This window comes from Marinomonas sp. SBI8L, assembly GCF_001624705.1.
GTDB lineage: Bacteria > Pseudomonadota > Gammaproteobacteria > Pseudomonadales > Marinomonadaceae > Marinomonas.
In genome coordinates, this window is record NZ_JSEO01000005.1 from 54,224 (window position 1) to 67,583 (window position 13,360).

Annotated in this window: 16 protein-coding genes; 5 read left to right on the forward strand and 11 right to left on the reverse strand. The window is 40.7% G+C overall.

All coding sequences use genetic code 11. The annotated features are described in order from the left end of the window. Positions 1-14: 14 nt before the first annotated feature. Together rpsP and ffh are read right to left on the reverse strand one after the other, a co-directional pair. Complete coding sequence (rpsP, locus tag OA91_RS08590) at positions 15-263, reverse strand: 30S ribosomal protein S16 (protein WP_009833903.1); 249 nt, start codon at positions 261-263, stop codon at positions 15-17. 279 nt (positions 264-542) lie between these two features. Beyond that, positions 543-1,922: a signal recognition particle protein gene (gene ffh, locus OA91_RS08595; RefSeq protein WP_063337916.1), complete on the reverse strand. Its 1,380-nt coding sequence runs from the start codon at positions 1,920-1,922 to the stop codon at positions 543-545. A gap of 128 nt (positions 1,923-2,050) precedes the next feature. On the opposite strand from ffh, the gene OA91_RS08600 reads away from it, so the two are divergent. From OA91_RS08600 to OA91_RS08610, 3 genes are all read left to right on the forward strand, one after another. Beyond that, on the forward strand, positions 2,051-2,821 hold the full coding sequence (locus tag OA91_RS08600; protein ID WP_063337917.1) for a cytochrome C assembly family protein: 771 nt from the start codon (positions 2,051-2,053) through the stop codon (positions 2,819-2,821). 79 nt (positions 2,822-2,900) lie between these two features. Then, on the forward strand, positions 2,901-4,157 hold the full coding sequence (locus OA91_RS08605; RefSeq protein ID WP_063337918.1) for an HlyC/CorC family transporter: 1,257 nt from the start codon (positions 2,901-2,903) through the stop codon (positions 4,155-4,157). 35 nt (positions 4,158-4,192) lie between these two features. Continuing rightward, entirely contained in the window at positions 4,193-4,762 is a 570-nt protein-coding gene (locus OA91_RS08610; protein ID WP_046017841.1) for an NUDIX hydrolase, read from the forward strand. On the opposite strand, the gene OA91_RS08615 is transcribed toward OA91_RS08610, so the two are convergent. The 9 genes from OA91_RS08615 to dinB form a co-directional block, all read right to left on the reverse strand. Then, on the reverse strand, positions 4,759-5,067 hold the full coding sequence (locus OA91_RS08615; protein ID WP_063337919.1) for a hypothetical protein: 309 nt from the start codon (positions 5,065-5,067) through the stop codon (positions 4,759-4,761). The two genes, OA91_RS08610 and OA91_RS08615, sit on opposite strands and share 4 nt — an antisense overlap. Positions 5,068-5,096: 29 nt before the next feature. Then, positions 5,097-5,960, reverse strand: coding sequence for a DUF72 domain-containing protein (locus tag OA91_RS08620; RefSeq protein ID WP_063337920.1), 864 nt, complete (start codon positions 5,958-5,960; stop codon positions 5,097-5,099). Next, a complete protein-coding gene (greB, locus tag OA91_RS08625) occupies positions 5,960-6,466 on the reverse strand; it encodes a transcription elongation factor GreB (RefSeq protein WP_063337921.1) in 507 nt (168 codons plus the stop codon). Before greB ends, OA91_RS08620 begins: the two co-directional genes overlap by 1 nt. Positions 6,467-6,526: 60 nt before the next feature. After that, a complete protein-coding gene (locus tag OA91_RS08630; RefSeq protein WP_063337922.1) occupies positions 6,527-6,877 on the reverse strand; it encodes a hypothetical protein in 351 nt (116 codons plus the stop codon). Between the two features lie 22 nt (positions 6,878-6,899). Continuing rightward, positions 6,900-7,358 carry a DUF2489 domain-containing protein gene (locus tag OA91_RS08635; RefSeq protein ID WP_063338112.1) on the reverse strand — a complete coding sequence of 153 codons (459 nt, stop codon included), beginning with the start codon at positions 7,356-7,358 and terminating at the stop codon, positions 6,900-6,902. A gap of 194 nt (positions 7,359-7,552) precedes the next feature. Then, positions 7,553-7,666, reverse strand: a complete 114-nt coding sequence (ccoM, locus tag OA91_RS24795; RefSeq protein WP_046017825.1) for a cytochrome c oxidase subunit CcoM — start codon at positions 7,664-7,666, stop codon at positions 7,553-7,555. Between the two features lie 447 nt (positions 7,667-8,113). Further along, positions 8,114-8,788, reverse strand: coding sequence for an alpha/beta hydrolase (locus tag OA91_RS08640; RefSeq protein ID WP_063337923.1), 675 nt, complete (start codon positions 8,786-8,788; stop codon positions 8,114-8,116). Between the two features lie 94 nt (positions 8,789-8,882). Continuing rightward, positions 8,883-9,878 (reverse strand): hypothetical protein, encoded by a 996-nt coding sequence (locus tag OA91_RS08645; protein WP_063337924.1) that lies wholly within the window; start codon positions 9,876-9,878, stop codon positions 8,883-8,885. Between the two features lie 258 nt (positions 9,879-10,136). Further along, positions 10,137-11,183, reverse strand: coding sequence for a DNA polymerase IV (gene dinB, locus OA91_RS08650; RefSeq protein ID WP_046017822.1), 1,047 nt, complete (start codon positions 11,181-11,183; stop codon positions 10,137-10,139). A gap of 261 nt (positions 11,184-11,444) precedes the next feature. Here dinB and OA91_RS08655 point away from each other — a divergent pair, with 261 nt between their 5' ends. Together OA91_RS08655 and OA91_RS08660 are read left to right on the forward strand one after the other, a co-directional pair. Next, positions 11,445-12,113: an LPP20 family lipoprotein gene (locus OA91_RS08655; protein WP_046017821.1), complete on the forward strand. Its 669-nt coding sequence runs from the start codon at positions 11,445-11,447 to the stop codon at positions 12,111-12,113. 8 nt (positions 12,114-12,121) lie between these two features. Beyond that, positions 12,122-13,315, forward strand: coding sequence for a flagella assembly protein FlgT (locus OA91_RS08660; RefSeq protein ID WP_046017820.1), 1,194 nt, complete (start codon positions 12,122-12,124; stop codon positions 13,313-13,315). The last annotated feature ends 45 nt before the right edge of the window (positions 13,316-13,360 follow it).

Genomic DNA, 13,360 nt, shown 5'->3' on the forward strand with positions numbered 1-13,360 from the left:
AGTTACCTCAATAATTAAGCGGCTTTTTTAGCATCTTTAACTAACTGAGCAACACGATCAGAAAGCTGAGCACCAAGACCAACCCAATGGTCAACGCGATCTAAATCGATGCGTAGGCGTTCTTCTTGACCGCGAGCAACAGGGTTAAAGAAACCAAGACGCTCGATGTAACGACCATCACGTGCACGACGGCTATCAGCCACGTTCAAGTGATAGAAAGGACGCTTCTTAGAGCCTCCACGAGAAAGACGAATAGTTACCATAATCGGTTCCTTATTGCTTAACGAAAACTCTTCTTGATTCACCCAAAATTAGGTCGGAATTCAAGAAGGCGGCATATTCTAGTCGATTCGACAGAAAAACAAAAGAGGCATCTGCATTTGAAGCTGAATATTTTATCATCAGCCGCAACAAGATGGAGGTTTGAACTGAGGATCCCTTTTATAACAAGCTTTTGGAATAAAAAGACATAAAAAAACGGCCACTTAAAAAAGCAGCCGTTTTCTTGTAATACAACACGAATAAAGGTTTTCGCAGGTATTTTACATTTTTGGCATGCCACCACCAGGAAAACCACCCGGCATCATACTACCCATACCACGCATCATCTTCTTCATGCCTGACTTAGAGCTAAACTTCTTCATCATTTTTTGCATTTGTTTATGCTGTTTCAATAGTCGATTCAAATCTTGAATCTGCAATCCAGCACCCGCTGAGATACGTTTTTTACGAGAGCCATTAATAACATCTGGGTTACGACGCTCTTGCGCAGTCATGGAATTAATTAAAGCTTCCATTTGCACAAACATTTTATCATTAACCTTGTCTTGGATATTGGCCATTTGACCACCCATCCCAGGCAACTTATCTAGCATGGCACCCATGCCACCCATGTTTTTCATTTGCTGCAATTGCTCTTTAAAGTCTTCTAAGTCGAAGCCTTTACCTTTCTGCAATTTGCCCGCTAGCTTTTCAGCCTTGGTTTTATCAATTTTCTGCTCAGCTTCCTCAATTAAGGAAAGCATGTCACCCATACCTAGGATACGAGAAGCAAGACGATCTGGGTGGAAAGGCTCAAGGGCTTCCGTTTTCTCACCCACACCTAAGAATTTAATTGGTTTACCGGTAATATGACGTACAGATAAAGCAGCACCACCACGTGCATCACCGTCTGTTTTCGTCAACACAACACCGGTTAAAGGCAGCACATCACCAAAGGCTTTAGCCGTATTCGCAGCATCTTGACCTGTCATTGCATCAACAACAAACAAGGTTTCAACTGGATCGATAGCTGCATGAAGGGCTTTAATCTCAGCCATCATTTCTTCATCGACTGCTAATCGACCCGCAGTATCAAGAATCAAGACATCTTTATGGGACTTACGCGCTTCATCAATGGCGTTATTTGCAATATCAATTGGCTTTTGCGTTGCTTCACTCTCGATGAAGTCCACACCAATTTCATTAGCCAAGGTTTGTAACTGCTTGATCGCCGCTGGACGATATACGTCAGCACTCACAACCGCGACAGATTTTTTATGGCGCTCTTTTAAATAACGAGCCAGTTTTGCTGCAGAGGTTGTTTTACCCGCACCTTGCAAACCCGCTAACAAAATCACTGCTGGCGGCTTAGCTTTCAGGTTAAGCTCATCATTCGCTTCACCCATAACCTTCTCAAGTTCCTGTTTAACAATTTTCAGGAACACTTGACCAGGACTTAAACTTTTTGAAACCTCAGTTCCAACAGCCCTTTCTTTTACACTATCTATAAAAGCCTTTACGACAGGTAAAGCAACGTCGGCTTCTAATAGCGCCATACGCACTTCGCGTAATACTTCCTTGATATTATCTTCTGTTAACTTTGCCCGTCCTCGGATACGATCTAGCGAGGAGGTCAATCGATTCGATAAATTGTCGAACATGTTAGCCTCAAAATGTTGCTCTGTGAGGAAAAAACCAAGTATATGGTTTATCCAAGATGAAATTGGCCCTATTATAACGGATAAATGGGTTACACCCTATACCTTTACTCTTTGGATATAAGAGATTCATGATTCAGCTAACACTTTGGCTCGCCACATTTTCAACTTTTGCCGCTGGTGCAATGTATTACAAGCGCCCTGAAAGTAAAAGGTCTCAATTTTTAGGAGCGGCATCCATTGCCACTCACGTCTATGCCTTGTCTGTTTTATTTTTAAACAAGGATGGCTTCGATTTTTTACTGATAGGAATGCTAATAGCACTAATAGGCAATACTGTATTATGGTTCAGTAACCGTAACAAAGATTTATCCTTACTATTGTGCGTGGCTTACCCTTTAGCAGCCCTAGTGATTGCCCTCAATGCAATTCAACCTTGGCAATTAGAGCCTTTCCACATTCACTCGTTAGGCACTTCGGCACATATTCTCATCGCCGCGGTTGCTTATAGCCTTTTCACCGCAGCGTGTGGTGTTGGCATTTTATTAGCATTACAAGAGTATCAACTTAAACATCATAAGCTGCGCCAACTACTAAGAGTGCCTCCTTTACAGGTACTTGAAAGACTCATGTTTGAGTTTATTTGGTGCGCCTTTATTCTACTCACTATTACGATAATCACTGGCTTTTATTTTATCGATGATATGTTCGCTCAAAAACTAGTCCACAAAACCTTCTTTACTATTGCATCTTGGCTCGTCTTTTTAGGCCTTTTGGTAGGAAGACACTGGGCTGGATGGCGCGGACAACTATCAGTAAAGCTAACGATAAGTGGCTTTATTTTGCTTATGCTTGGCTACTTCGGAAGCAGCATAGTGCTGCAATTCATTCTCACCAAGTAAATTTAGTTGTTTAGGGGTTTGACAGGGACTATTGAACAACTAATAATCCACTTATCAAATTAACTGAGGTCAACCCTTTTTGAACGACATACCCTTAAGTATTCTTTTCGGAATACTCTTCTTCTTGATTTTGTTTTCTGCCTTTTTCTCAAGCTCTGAAACAGGCATGCTTTCAATAAACAAATACCGTTTAAAAAACCTGGTTAAAAACAAGAACAAGTCAGCTAAAAAAGTTAGCCAATTACTTGAACGACCTGACCGCCTTATCGGCGTTATTTTAATTGGTAACAACTTTGTTAACATCCTAGCTTCTGCAATTGCCACTGTAATTGCTGTACGTATTTGGGGTGATGCTGGTGTCGCTATCGCAACCGCCTCACTCACACTCGTCATTCTCATTTTCGCCGAAGTCACACCTAAGACAATGGCAACGATCCACCCTGAGAAAATAGCCTTTCCCGCTTCTTGGGCCTTATCAGTATTATTAAAGCTACTCTACCCATTAGTTGTATTAGTTAACTTTATTTCAAACGGCCTACTACGCATATTGGGCGTTCAAGCGAATCAAAACAGTAATGACAAATTGAGCACGGAAGAGCTTAGAACCATAGTAAATGAAGCTAATGGGCTTATTCCACCCGCTCACCAAGAGATGCTCATTTCGATTCTAGACTTGGAGAAAGTATCAGTAGAAGACATCATGGTGCCACGTAACGAAGTAGTCGGAATTGATATTGAAGACTCCATTGACGAGATCATTACTCAAATTTGCAGCACGCGTCATACACGTATGCCGGTATATAATGGCGAAATAAATAAGGTAATCGGCATTCTTCACGCAAGGCATGCCGCTATGTTTTTACGCGACCCTAACCCGTCCAAAGCCGCCCTACTAAAAGCGACCGTTGAACCTTACTTTATCCCAGAAAGCACGTCACTGAACACAGTGTTACTTAACTTCCAAAAGCAGCACCAACAAATGGGACTAGTGGTAGATGAGTACGGAGATGTACAAGGTATTGCGGCTCTTGAAGATGTTCTCGAAGAAATTGTTGGTGAGTTCACCCAACCCACTCAAGATGAAGAAGACGAAATAGTCTCTCAAGATGACGGTTCTTTTCGCATTGATGGCTCAATCCATATACGCGAAATCAACAAAACATTGGATTGGTCCTTACCAACTGATGGCCCGAAAACACTTAATGGCCTAATCATAGAAACACTGGAATTTATTCCAGAAAACCAGATGAGTCTAAAAGTGGGTGACTATATTATTGAAATCCAAGAAATAGAAGACAAAGTCGTTAAATACGCCAGGCTACTTAAACACATTTAATCAGCAAATGGATACGGCGAGAGAAGCTTAATACTATGACACAGAAAAAGCGTTTTTGCCCACAATGTGGCACTCAGGTTAACTTCTCTATTCCCGATGGTGACAATAGACCAAGAGCAGTTTGTCCAGCATGCCACCACATTGATTACGACAATCCAAGATTAATCACAGGCACCATCCCTATCTACCAAGGGAAAATTCTACTTTGCCGACGAGACATAGAGCCAAGACGGGGCTATTGGACACTTCCAGCAGGCTTCATGGAAAACCAGGAATCCACTAGTAGCGGCGCCTTAAGGGAGACACTAGAAGAATGCGGCTCTCATGCAATATGCAGACAAGCCTTTAGTATGATCAGCATACCTCAAATAGATCAGGTACATCTTTTCTATCTCGCTGATTTACCAAAAGCTGATTTTCATACCACTGAAGAAAGCTCAGAAGTTGCGCTATTTGACATCAAAGACATTCCCTGGAAAGAGTTGGCTTTCAACAGTATAACTCGCACTTTAAAGCTCTACCTTGAGGATGTAGAAAAAGGCAGCTTTGGCTTTCACGAAGAAACCCTTATGATAGATTTCTTGCCGCCACTTAAAACCTTTTAAGACTCTACTTTGATCAGGTGGTACGCCACCTCTTCAAAAGGGTGAGCTGCTTTTAATGCCTTTATCGCAACTTCCTTAAGAGACAATTCCAATACCATCTCGACTCGATATTCAGCTAAGGTTTCCAACTCACCTTTCACTCCAATAAAAGGGTTCGCATTTGCATTAGGCCGAAACTGCCCTTGCCCCTTCACTTGCCAACAACAGGCTTCATAGTCTCCAATTGCCCCCGCACCAACATCAAACAAAGCCTCTTTCACTTCTTCAAGATGAGATTCAGGCACATAAAAGACAAGAGAGTACATAACTTATTTTCCTAGGTTCATTTATTTACTCAAAGCAGTAAAGACTGCTCAGGCTTACTTGGTAAGCTAAGTCTTGGGGCATAAGCAGGCAATAACGCTGCTATTTTTTGCTCAAGGGTTTCAGCTAGCAAAGGCGCTGCAACATTATCAGACGAGTGAACAAATACATAAGGTTCACGCCCTTCCTGTAGCCACTGCACTAACTTTTTAGCCCACTGATCAAGATAAGCATCATTTAGAGGTAGGTCTGGATGCCCAATAAACCTCACCATAGGATTCTGACCAGTTGCAACGGGATGACATGGAACCCTTGGCTTTTTCTTCTGAGCATCTAACAGGCTCTCACAATAAGCTTCTGTCGAAAATACAGGGCGAGAATCCATAATAACGCGATCATGTTGATTTCCAGATAACAACCTAAGAAAACCAGTCTCTTCTTCAGATTTATTAAAAAAAGCTTGATTACGAACCTCAACTGACAAAGATGTAGGTAAATTCCAAGCTCGACATAGAGCTTCAATTTTAGAAAAGTAAAGAGGGGATACTTCTTCGGGAAACTGCATCATACAAGGACCCAACTTGGTAGAAAACGGCCTTAATAATTCACAGAAGTTAGTAAGACTATTAACCACTTGACCCTCATCAGAAACACCAAGTCGATGCGTAATGGATTGAGGTAATTTAAATGCAAAACGAAAATTATCAGGCACCTGATCAAACCAAACTTGCAGTTGATCTTGTGTTAAATCAGCATAAAAACTACTCCCGACCTCAACCGTATCAAAGAACTTTGCATATTCACTTAAGCGCCGATTACTTGCACCTTGATGCGAATATAACCAAGCCACCCAAGCTGGGTGCTGCCATTGCGCCATACCAAAGCGTAATTGCATTACAGGATTGCCTTATACTCTATTTTTTCGATCGTATAATTCACTAGGCCAGTTGCCAACTTAAGTTCAATTTCATCGCCTTCTTGTTTTTTCAACAAGGCTTTTGCCATAGGCGAATCGATACTTATATAACTAGCATCGTGATCTAACTCATCAGGACCAACAATACGAAAAAACTTAATATTTTCATCATCATCTTCTAGTGTCACCCAAGCACCAAAATAAACACTAGACTGATCTTCAGGCAACCTATCCACCACAGTAAAAGCCTCAAGACGCTTCTCTAAATAGCGCACCCTTCTATCAATTTCTCTTAGCTGCTTTTTCCCATAAATATATTCAGCATTTTCTGACCTATCCCCTTGAGCTGCAGCTTCACGTACACTTTCTGTCACCTGAGGGCGCTTCTCTTTCCATAGATACTTCAATTCTGCAGTCAGTTTTTGCGCTCCTTCTTTCGTAATATAAGCAGATTTAGGTGGCATAGGCGGGCGATATCGAGACATGAAAACTTCCAGAATTTAGACAAACATTAATTAAACTAACAATAACTCAAGCAAACAGCTTTAATCACTAATCCCTTTTAATAAGTTAGCTAATGCTTGCTTGCCCTCAGAGCTAAATCGCATACATGCCTTACCATTAACCATTACACTTTCCCTTGAGCAATCCTCATCTATTTCAATGCAAGCTAAACGAAGCACCTCTAAATCTTCTGAGGTAAGGTTAATGGCACCAATAAATAAGTACCAGTCAGTGCAAGGAAGGTCTCCAGCAATTGCGTGCTGTAGCAAAAAACAACAGTAACTATTATCAACTCGATAATAGGGCATGCTGGATCTAAACTTATAAAAGAAGTAAAAAACTAAGGAAAATAAACTAAAGACAATAAGAACAAGTCCTACAAAGGCGAACATCTATCCCCCTAATTCTTTGAAACTACTTCAAAGGATACTCAAGCAGAGCAACTTTAGCTTGCTCTAACTCATCTTGATATCGCGCTTCACACTTCATCATTTCCATTCTAAATTTTCTACGTGCATCCTTGGGTAGGTTATTCCAACCGTCATGAGTCGGAATATGCTCAGTTTCTGCATACACTTTATAAAAAACACCAATGATTTCATGCTCAGATAAATCAAGGCTCAACTGATCCAACAAGGTTTTCACCCTTATACTTGCTTCCATCCAACCTAAATCTTCAGACCCAACCACCTTAAGCAAGACATGAATACTTTCGATTCGTTTTTTACGGCCTTCCAAGATATTTCTTTCAGCCTCCTGCATCTCTAATTTGCGCTTATTATCTAATTTAAGCTGACGAGAAATAACCAAGGCAAGCGCCACAATAACAATAACACCAACAACAATGGCAAGAATAAAACTAGTAGTAGACATATTAGCCTCAAGAAAGGGTGATACAGGCACCAAGCGCCTTTTAAAGGCGATATTATGAGGTAATCAAGAGAATCCGACAATCTAGAAAACAAGAATTAAAACAGGGAAGGGAATTAGAATTCAATTTTATTAATCAAACAATTCATTTGATCACAAACTGAATTCTAATTTTGAAATAAGACGTTAAGGCTTGATCACTTAACTTCCTTTTTATATTTTTTATATCCGACATAACCAAAACCAGCAAAAAATGCCACCATTAGTCCAACAATAATCAAACCTGAAACAACAACAGAGTCTAAAAACATAACTGCTCTCCTTAATAATTAAGAGCAATTATGTGCCTATCCTCTAAACAGTTAATGACATAAATCAATTGTTTTTTTGACCAAAGAGGCATCCGAGCGCTTTCTTGATTTAAATCAGAAAACCTCACAAGAGCAAATCAGACGTAAGGAACCTGCGATTAAGTCACCTCTTCTCAATCTGCTCTTTTGAGGCATATGGGGAAAAAGCACTGATCAAGGCACTACTGTTACGTAATCTAGATGCCTTTCGAGAAACGACAATACAGGGTGTTACTTTTTCTGAAATGCCGAGTAGGCATTATTTAAAGACCCGAAGGGCATGATCTAAAACACCTATCTTTAGGTTGTGGACCTTATCAATAGAATTACTATGAAATTGCGATCCTTACCATAAATCTAACGGCTTTTATCCACACGCTAAAACGGGAGAACTTATTCACAGGTTCATTAATTAATTGCCAGTACTTTTTGCATCCAGCGAGAAATATCAACGACCTGCTCTGGGCACACAGAATGCGGCATAGGATAAGATGCTTTTTCAACCTGATAACCTTTTGCTTCTAACTCGCCATGCGCTCGAACAGCTAATTCATAAGGAACTACAGGGTCTTGAGTACCATGATGAATAAGCAGAGGCGCCTGCCCATTTATAGAGTCTGTCGCCATTGGGATCAAATTAGCATCAGCCAAATAAGTCGATAAAGCCATCACACCAGCAAGTTTATACTTACCCAACAAACCAACCTGATAAGCAATTACTCCACCTTGTGAAAAACCCGCCACTAAAATACGCTCTGAAGAAATACCAGCGTCTATTTGCTGTTCAATCAATTGAGTAACCTGCACTACAGACTCATCAATATTTGCCATATCCACTTTACGCTCCAGTGACATCTCTATAATGTCGTACCAAGCCCGCATCGGCATACCACCATTAATCGTTACAAGGCGCATTGGCGCATGCGGAAAGATAAAACGTATAGCAGCACTCTGAGGTAAATTCAAAGAAGGTACAATTGCTTTAAAGTCATTACCATCTGCCCCTAAACCATGTAACCAGATCACAGCTGCATCCGCTTGCTGACTTGTTTCTAACGTTAAAAACTCAAGCTTTTTAGACAAGGTAAGTCTCCATAAAACAATAAAAAAGGCTATCGAACAAAGCTCGATAGCCTAGCATAATTTACTTTAAAACCCTCTAAGCAATAAAAAAGTTTTAGTGATGAGTAGGAAAACGCACCTTAGTCACTGTTTGCTTTTCATCAAGCTTGAGCAATACATCCACCTTATCAGGCATTACAGACATCATATGCTTAGTAAGTCGCTCATAATATTGCATAAAAGACTTAAGCTCATCATCAGACATAACAGTGAGATCTATTTTATTTAAACCATCACCATGAATATCGAGTAAGTGCTCTTCCAGCAACCTCTCTTGCTTATTACGCCAATCATAAACAACCTCATAATTAGGTGCCTGCATCCATAACATCAACTCAATACGCGCAAACAGTTGCTTATAATCCTCCTCTAAATACTGATTCACTTGCTGACGCCAAATACCTTCAGCATCCATTTCAGTTTCAAGCTGATTAATAGGATCCACTAAAGATTGCTTTTGTTCCGGCATACCGACACACCAACCTTCAAACAAAATGACATCAATTGGCCCTTCAACCTCCTGCCAATCTTTAACATGACGCCTTTCATCCGTGGATTTATCAAAACAAGGCAAGCGCATCACCTCACCAGCTTTAAGGTTTGCCAATCTGTCTAAAATATTATTTATCAAAGCTAAATCATGTGTACCAGGCACACCACGAGTCATGAACATAGAATGTACATCACGAGCCATATGCTCACGCTCTACTCGCGTCTTATAAAAATCATCAATACTTAATACTATGGTTTTTTTATCATACGCCTTATATAAAACGTGGCTCAGCACTGTTGTAAATACAGTTTTTCCGCACCCCTGCACACCGCCCATACCTATTATTAAAGGATGAGATCTTGGTTGGGCAAGCTGGGCAATCCAGTGGGCAAAAGGTAAATATAAATCCTCCAAGTGATCACTAAGAGAAACATCTGCGTATAAAGACTTTAAGGTTTGCTCAACGTCAAAACGCAATCTATGAATGAGAGAAGCTTGATCAGTGGTAAAAACACTTTGCTGCAACTGGTTCCAGGTTAAGGCCTGTATATTCATCATCAACCACCTCCTAAAGGTTAGGGACAGCACGATTAACCAACACCCATTCAAATCCAGTTAACAAAAAATTTAAAGTTAATTTATAAAATCAAAAGCTTAGACAAATAAATCAAATCCAAACCTATTATCAAATCTTATGATTAAGACAAATGAACTTCAGGGTGTGTTCGTATCATCCTTGATAAACTATAGACGCTCTCTTCTTTTTTCCCAGTTTTTTGAGACAAGCTCAGTTAGAATAGACACTGATATTTAAAACTAAAACAAGGTCAACTGCCTTTCTGAAACCGCTTTTAATCTATACCCCACGCCGATCAACCTTACTGGCATCTGACGCCTTGCATAAGCCTCCACTAAAAGGTCAGTAAAAAAAGCAAGCTCGTCACCTGCAACATAAGCAGTTTCAATTGTCGTTTGCTGAAAATCAGAGAATTTAAGTTTTAGATAATACTTAGCAAATTGTGCTATCCCTTTTTTGTTTTTTATTCGCCGCGCCAATTCAAGCAATAAGTCTGGCAATTTAGCCTCACAAGCAGCAACGCCTTTTAAATCCTCAGCAAAGGTTGTTTCCACTGAAATGCTTTTACGCACAGAGTGGCTTTTAACTGGCCTTTCATCAATGCCATAAGAAAGTTGCTGCAAACGATATGCCCAGCTACCAAACTGCTGAGACAACAAAAGGTAATCTACTTTTTGTAGATCATCACAAGTTTCTACTTTTAGTTTTGACAATTTTTCTTGGGTCACCCGACCCACTCCATGGATACACTTTACTGGGATTGAACGAACAAAGTCCTCCTGCTTACTTGGCTCAACAACAAACTGGCCATTAGGCTTATTCCAATCACTAGCCACTTTTGCCAAAAACTTATTTACAGCAATGCCTGCCGACACAGTTATCCCTACTGTTTCATATATTCGCTGACGAATTTCTTCCGCAATTAAGGTGGCACTACCATAACAGTGGTTGCAATCTGTCACATCTAGATACGCTTCATCTAAAGACAGTGGCTCAATTTTCAAAGTGTAATCCCGAAAGATGGCATGCATCTGCCGCGATGCGAGGCGATATTTTTCCATATTGCCTCTTATCAAAACTAAATTGGGACATAAACTTACCGCCTTAGCGGAAGACATAGCAGAACGAACACCATATTCCCTTGCCGCATAATTTGCTGTGGCTATCACCCCTCTGGCATTTGCTTGTCCGCCTATTGCCAAAGGAACCTCTCTAAGTGCCGGGTCATCACGCATTTCCACCGCAGCAAAGAAGCAGTCTGCATCTATATGTATAATTTTACGCATAGAAACACCATTTAACTGTATATTTATACAGCATTATGAAAGAGCACCTACAAAAATTCAAGCCAGCAAAAAAGTAATACTCTTTCATACATACTGACACACAGCAGAAGCACCTGTAAGACAAGCAGTATCAAGAGTTCACCATTTAAAATTAATTAGGCATAATTAATGCATTAGGGTAAAAACAAATTTAAACATTAAGTGTTGTGGCTAACAAAAATTAAGGTCACTCAGATTAAAAGCACTAATTAGGAGAAGAGAATGAGATCTAGTCTGCTCTATGCGGCATTAATCGGTACCTGTGTTATCTTGGCAGGCTGTCGAGTATCGAGCGCTGGCTCATGTTCAGGCATAGCTCCATGTAATGCCAGCAACCCATCACCCGCTGCAACAAATAACTTTGCTCAACCAACATATTCAAATAGTGGTTTTGCATCAGCACAAGTACCACAGCAAATTGTAGTACAACAAGCGCCGCAGCCAATTGTAATTAGTGCAACAGGCTATGCCGCGCCTATGGTGAGTAAAAAGTTATCTCGCCCACAAATCAGATTACTGACTTTACGCGGCTCAAAAGTCGATGCTTACCGAAACTTATCTGAACGTGTTTACGGCCTTAAATTAAGAGGCTCAAGTTCCCTAAGAAGCATGATGACAGCTCACGATGAATTACAAACCTTTGTTGATGCCTACCTAATGGGTGCCAAAGTTGTTTCCCAAAGAGAACTAGAAGATGGCAGCTTTGAAACCATTGTAGAAATGGCACTACAAGAAAACTTCCAGCAATGTGTTCAAAACCCAGCAACCATTTCCAGCAACCCTGCATGTCAAATGGGCTATAGCAATTTGAATAATGGCATTAGCCAATATCAAAGCCAAACCAGCCCTCAAGTGAGATCAACGACGACCAACTTTTATTCTGTTGAGTAGTCCACTCCATGTTTAAAAAGATTATTGCGACCAGCTTTTTGATCTACTCCCAGCTTGCTTCCTCACAAATGATTGAAGCAACTGGGCAAGCCATCATCTACAACGAAGATTTAGCGGATGCCAGGTACAGAGCAACTGAGCAAGCATTAAAACAAGCCGTCTTACAAGCAAACGCTAGGGTCATTAGCGAAGACACTCTCACCAATGGAGAAGTTGAGTCAGCAAGTTCTGTGCGAGGAACGGGGATCACCCAAAGCACAAACATTATTAAAGAAGAGCGCAAAAATGACATACTCACCGTTGTTGTTGCAGCTGAAGTCACCCCTGAACACATATGTAGTAATGGCGCGACAAACCTTTACAGAAAGTCTGTTGGTGTCACCAGCTTTGCTTTACAAACACCACAACAAGCTAATCTAGGTTCGATTCACAACGTCCCTAGACTCATGCCAAGAGATCTCGTAAACGAAATAAACAAACAAGGCTTCTTGCATGCTTTAGCAGCCACCAACATACAAATTTACCCAGACCTTATAAATGCTCCTACCTCCACCAACCCAGATGGCTCTCTAACTGATGTCGCCCGCATTGGCGAAGACTTAGGAGTACAATATGTTGTCACGGGCGTCATTAGAGACATAGGCCCAGTTAACGAACTTGAACCAAATAAAGCCAATGTCTTCAAGAACTTCAAGCACGAAGAAAACAAAACCAGCGGCCTTCGCAACCTAGCTATCGACCTATATCTATATGATGGCTTTAGTGGCGCCCTGCTTTTTGAGCAAAGCTACTTTGAAACTGGCGAATGGGATTTAGATAAATCGATACGCACAGGTTATGGCAGCCCTAGATTTAAAAATACAAATTTTGGAAAAATAGCACAACAAGTCCTGTGGCAAGCTGCACTAGATACCAGCTCTCGACTTCGCTGCCAGCCATTTATGGCAAATATTTTTCGCACTGAAGGAAATAGGGTTCATATAAACGCAGGCTCTATAGCAGGCGTAAAGTTGAACGATACATTTGGCATTTATCGCCGCTACGAAGTATTCAATCAACTACAAAACCCACTCACCCAGCTAAATAACGCCAACATCAATATCACCATAAAACAAGTTCAACCGAACTTTTCCATTGGTGAGCTCAATATTGACGCTCGAATACTAAATGTTCAGCAGCAAGACGTTGTTATTGCTTGGTAAATCAATACAATCAAACCTACAACCATTAAAAAATTCGCAAGGGAA

Coding starts and splice junctions, on each gene's coding strand:
- rpsP (WP_009833903.1), bottom strand. CDS start 263: ATGGTAACTATTCGTCTTTCTCGTGGAGGCTCTAAGAAGCGTCCTTTC.
- ffh (WP_063337916.1), bottom strand. CDS start 1,922: ATGTTCGACAATTTATCGAATCGATTGACCTCCTCGCTAGATCGTATC.
- OA91_RS08600 (WP_063337917.1), top strand. CDS start 2,051: ATGATTCAGCTAACACTTTGGCTCGCCACATTTTCAACTTTTGCCGCT.
- OA91_RS08610 (WP_046017841.1), top strand. CDS start 4,193: ATGACACAGAAAAAGCGTTTTTGCCCACAATGTGGCACTCAGGTTAAC.
- OA91_RS08615 (WP_063337919.1), bottom strand. CDS start 5,067: ATGTACTCTCTTGTCTTTTATGTGCCTGAATCTCATCTTGAAGAAGTG.
- OA91_RS08620 (WP_063337920.1), bottom strand. CDS start 5,960: ATGCAATTACGCTTTGGTATGGCGCAATGGCAGCACCCAGCTTGGGTG.
- greB (WP_063337921.1), bottom strand. CDS start 6,466: ATGTCTCGATATCGCCCGCCTATGCCACCTAAATCTGCTTATATTACG.
- OA91_RS08630 (WP_063337922.1), bottom strand. CDS start 6,877: ATGTTCGCCTTTGTAGGACTTGTTCTTATTGTCTTTAGTTTATTTTCC.
- OA91_RS08635 (WP_063338112.1), bottom strand. CDS start 7,358: ATGTCTACTACTAGTTTTATTCTTGCCATTGTTGTTGGTGTTATTGTT.
- ccoM (WP_046017825.1), bottom strand. CDS start 7,666: ATGTTTTTAGACTCTGTTGTTGTTTCAGGTTTGATTATTGTTGGACTA.
- OA91_RS08645 (WP_063337924.1), bottom strand. CDS start 9,878: ATGATGAATATACAGGCCTTAACCTGGAACCAGTTGCAGCAAAGTGTT.
- dinB (WP_046017822.1), bottom strand. CDS start 11,183: ATGCGTAAAATTATACATATAGATGCAGACTGCTTCTTTGCTGCGGTG.
- OA91_RS08655 (WP_046017821.1), top strand. CDS start 11,445: ATGAGATCTAGTCTGCTCTATGCGGCATTAATCGGTACCTGTGTTATC.
- OA91_RS08660 (WP_046017820.1), top strand. CDS start 12,122: ATGTTTAAAAAGATTATTGCGACCAGCTTTTTGATCTACTCCCAGCTT.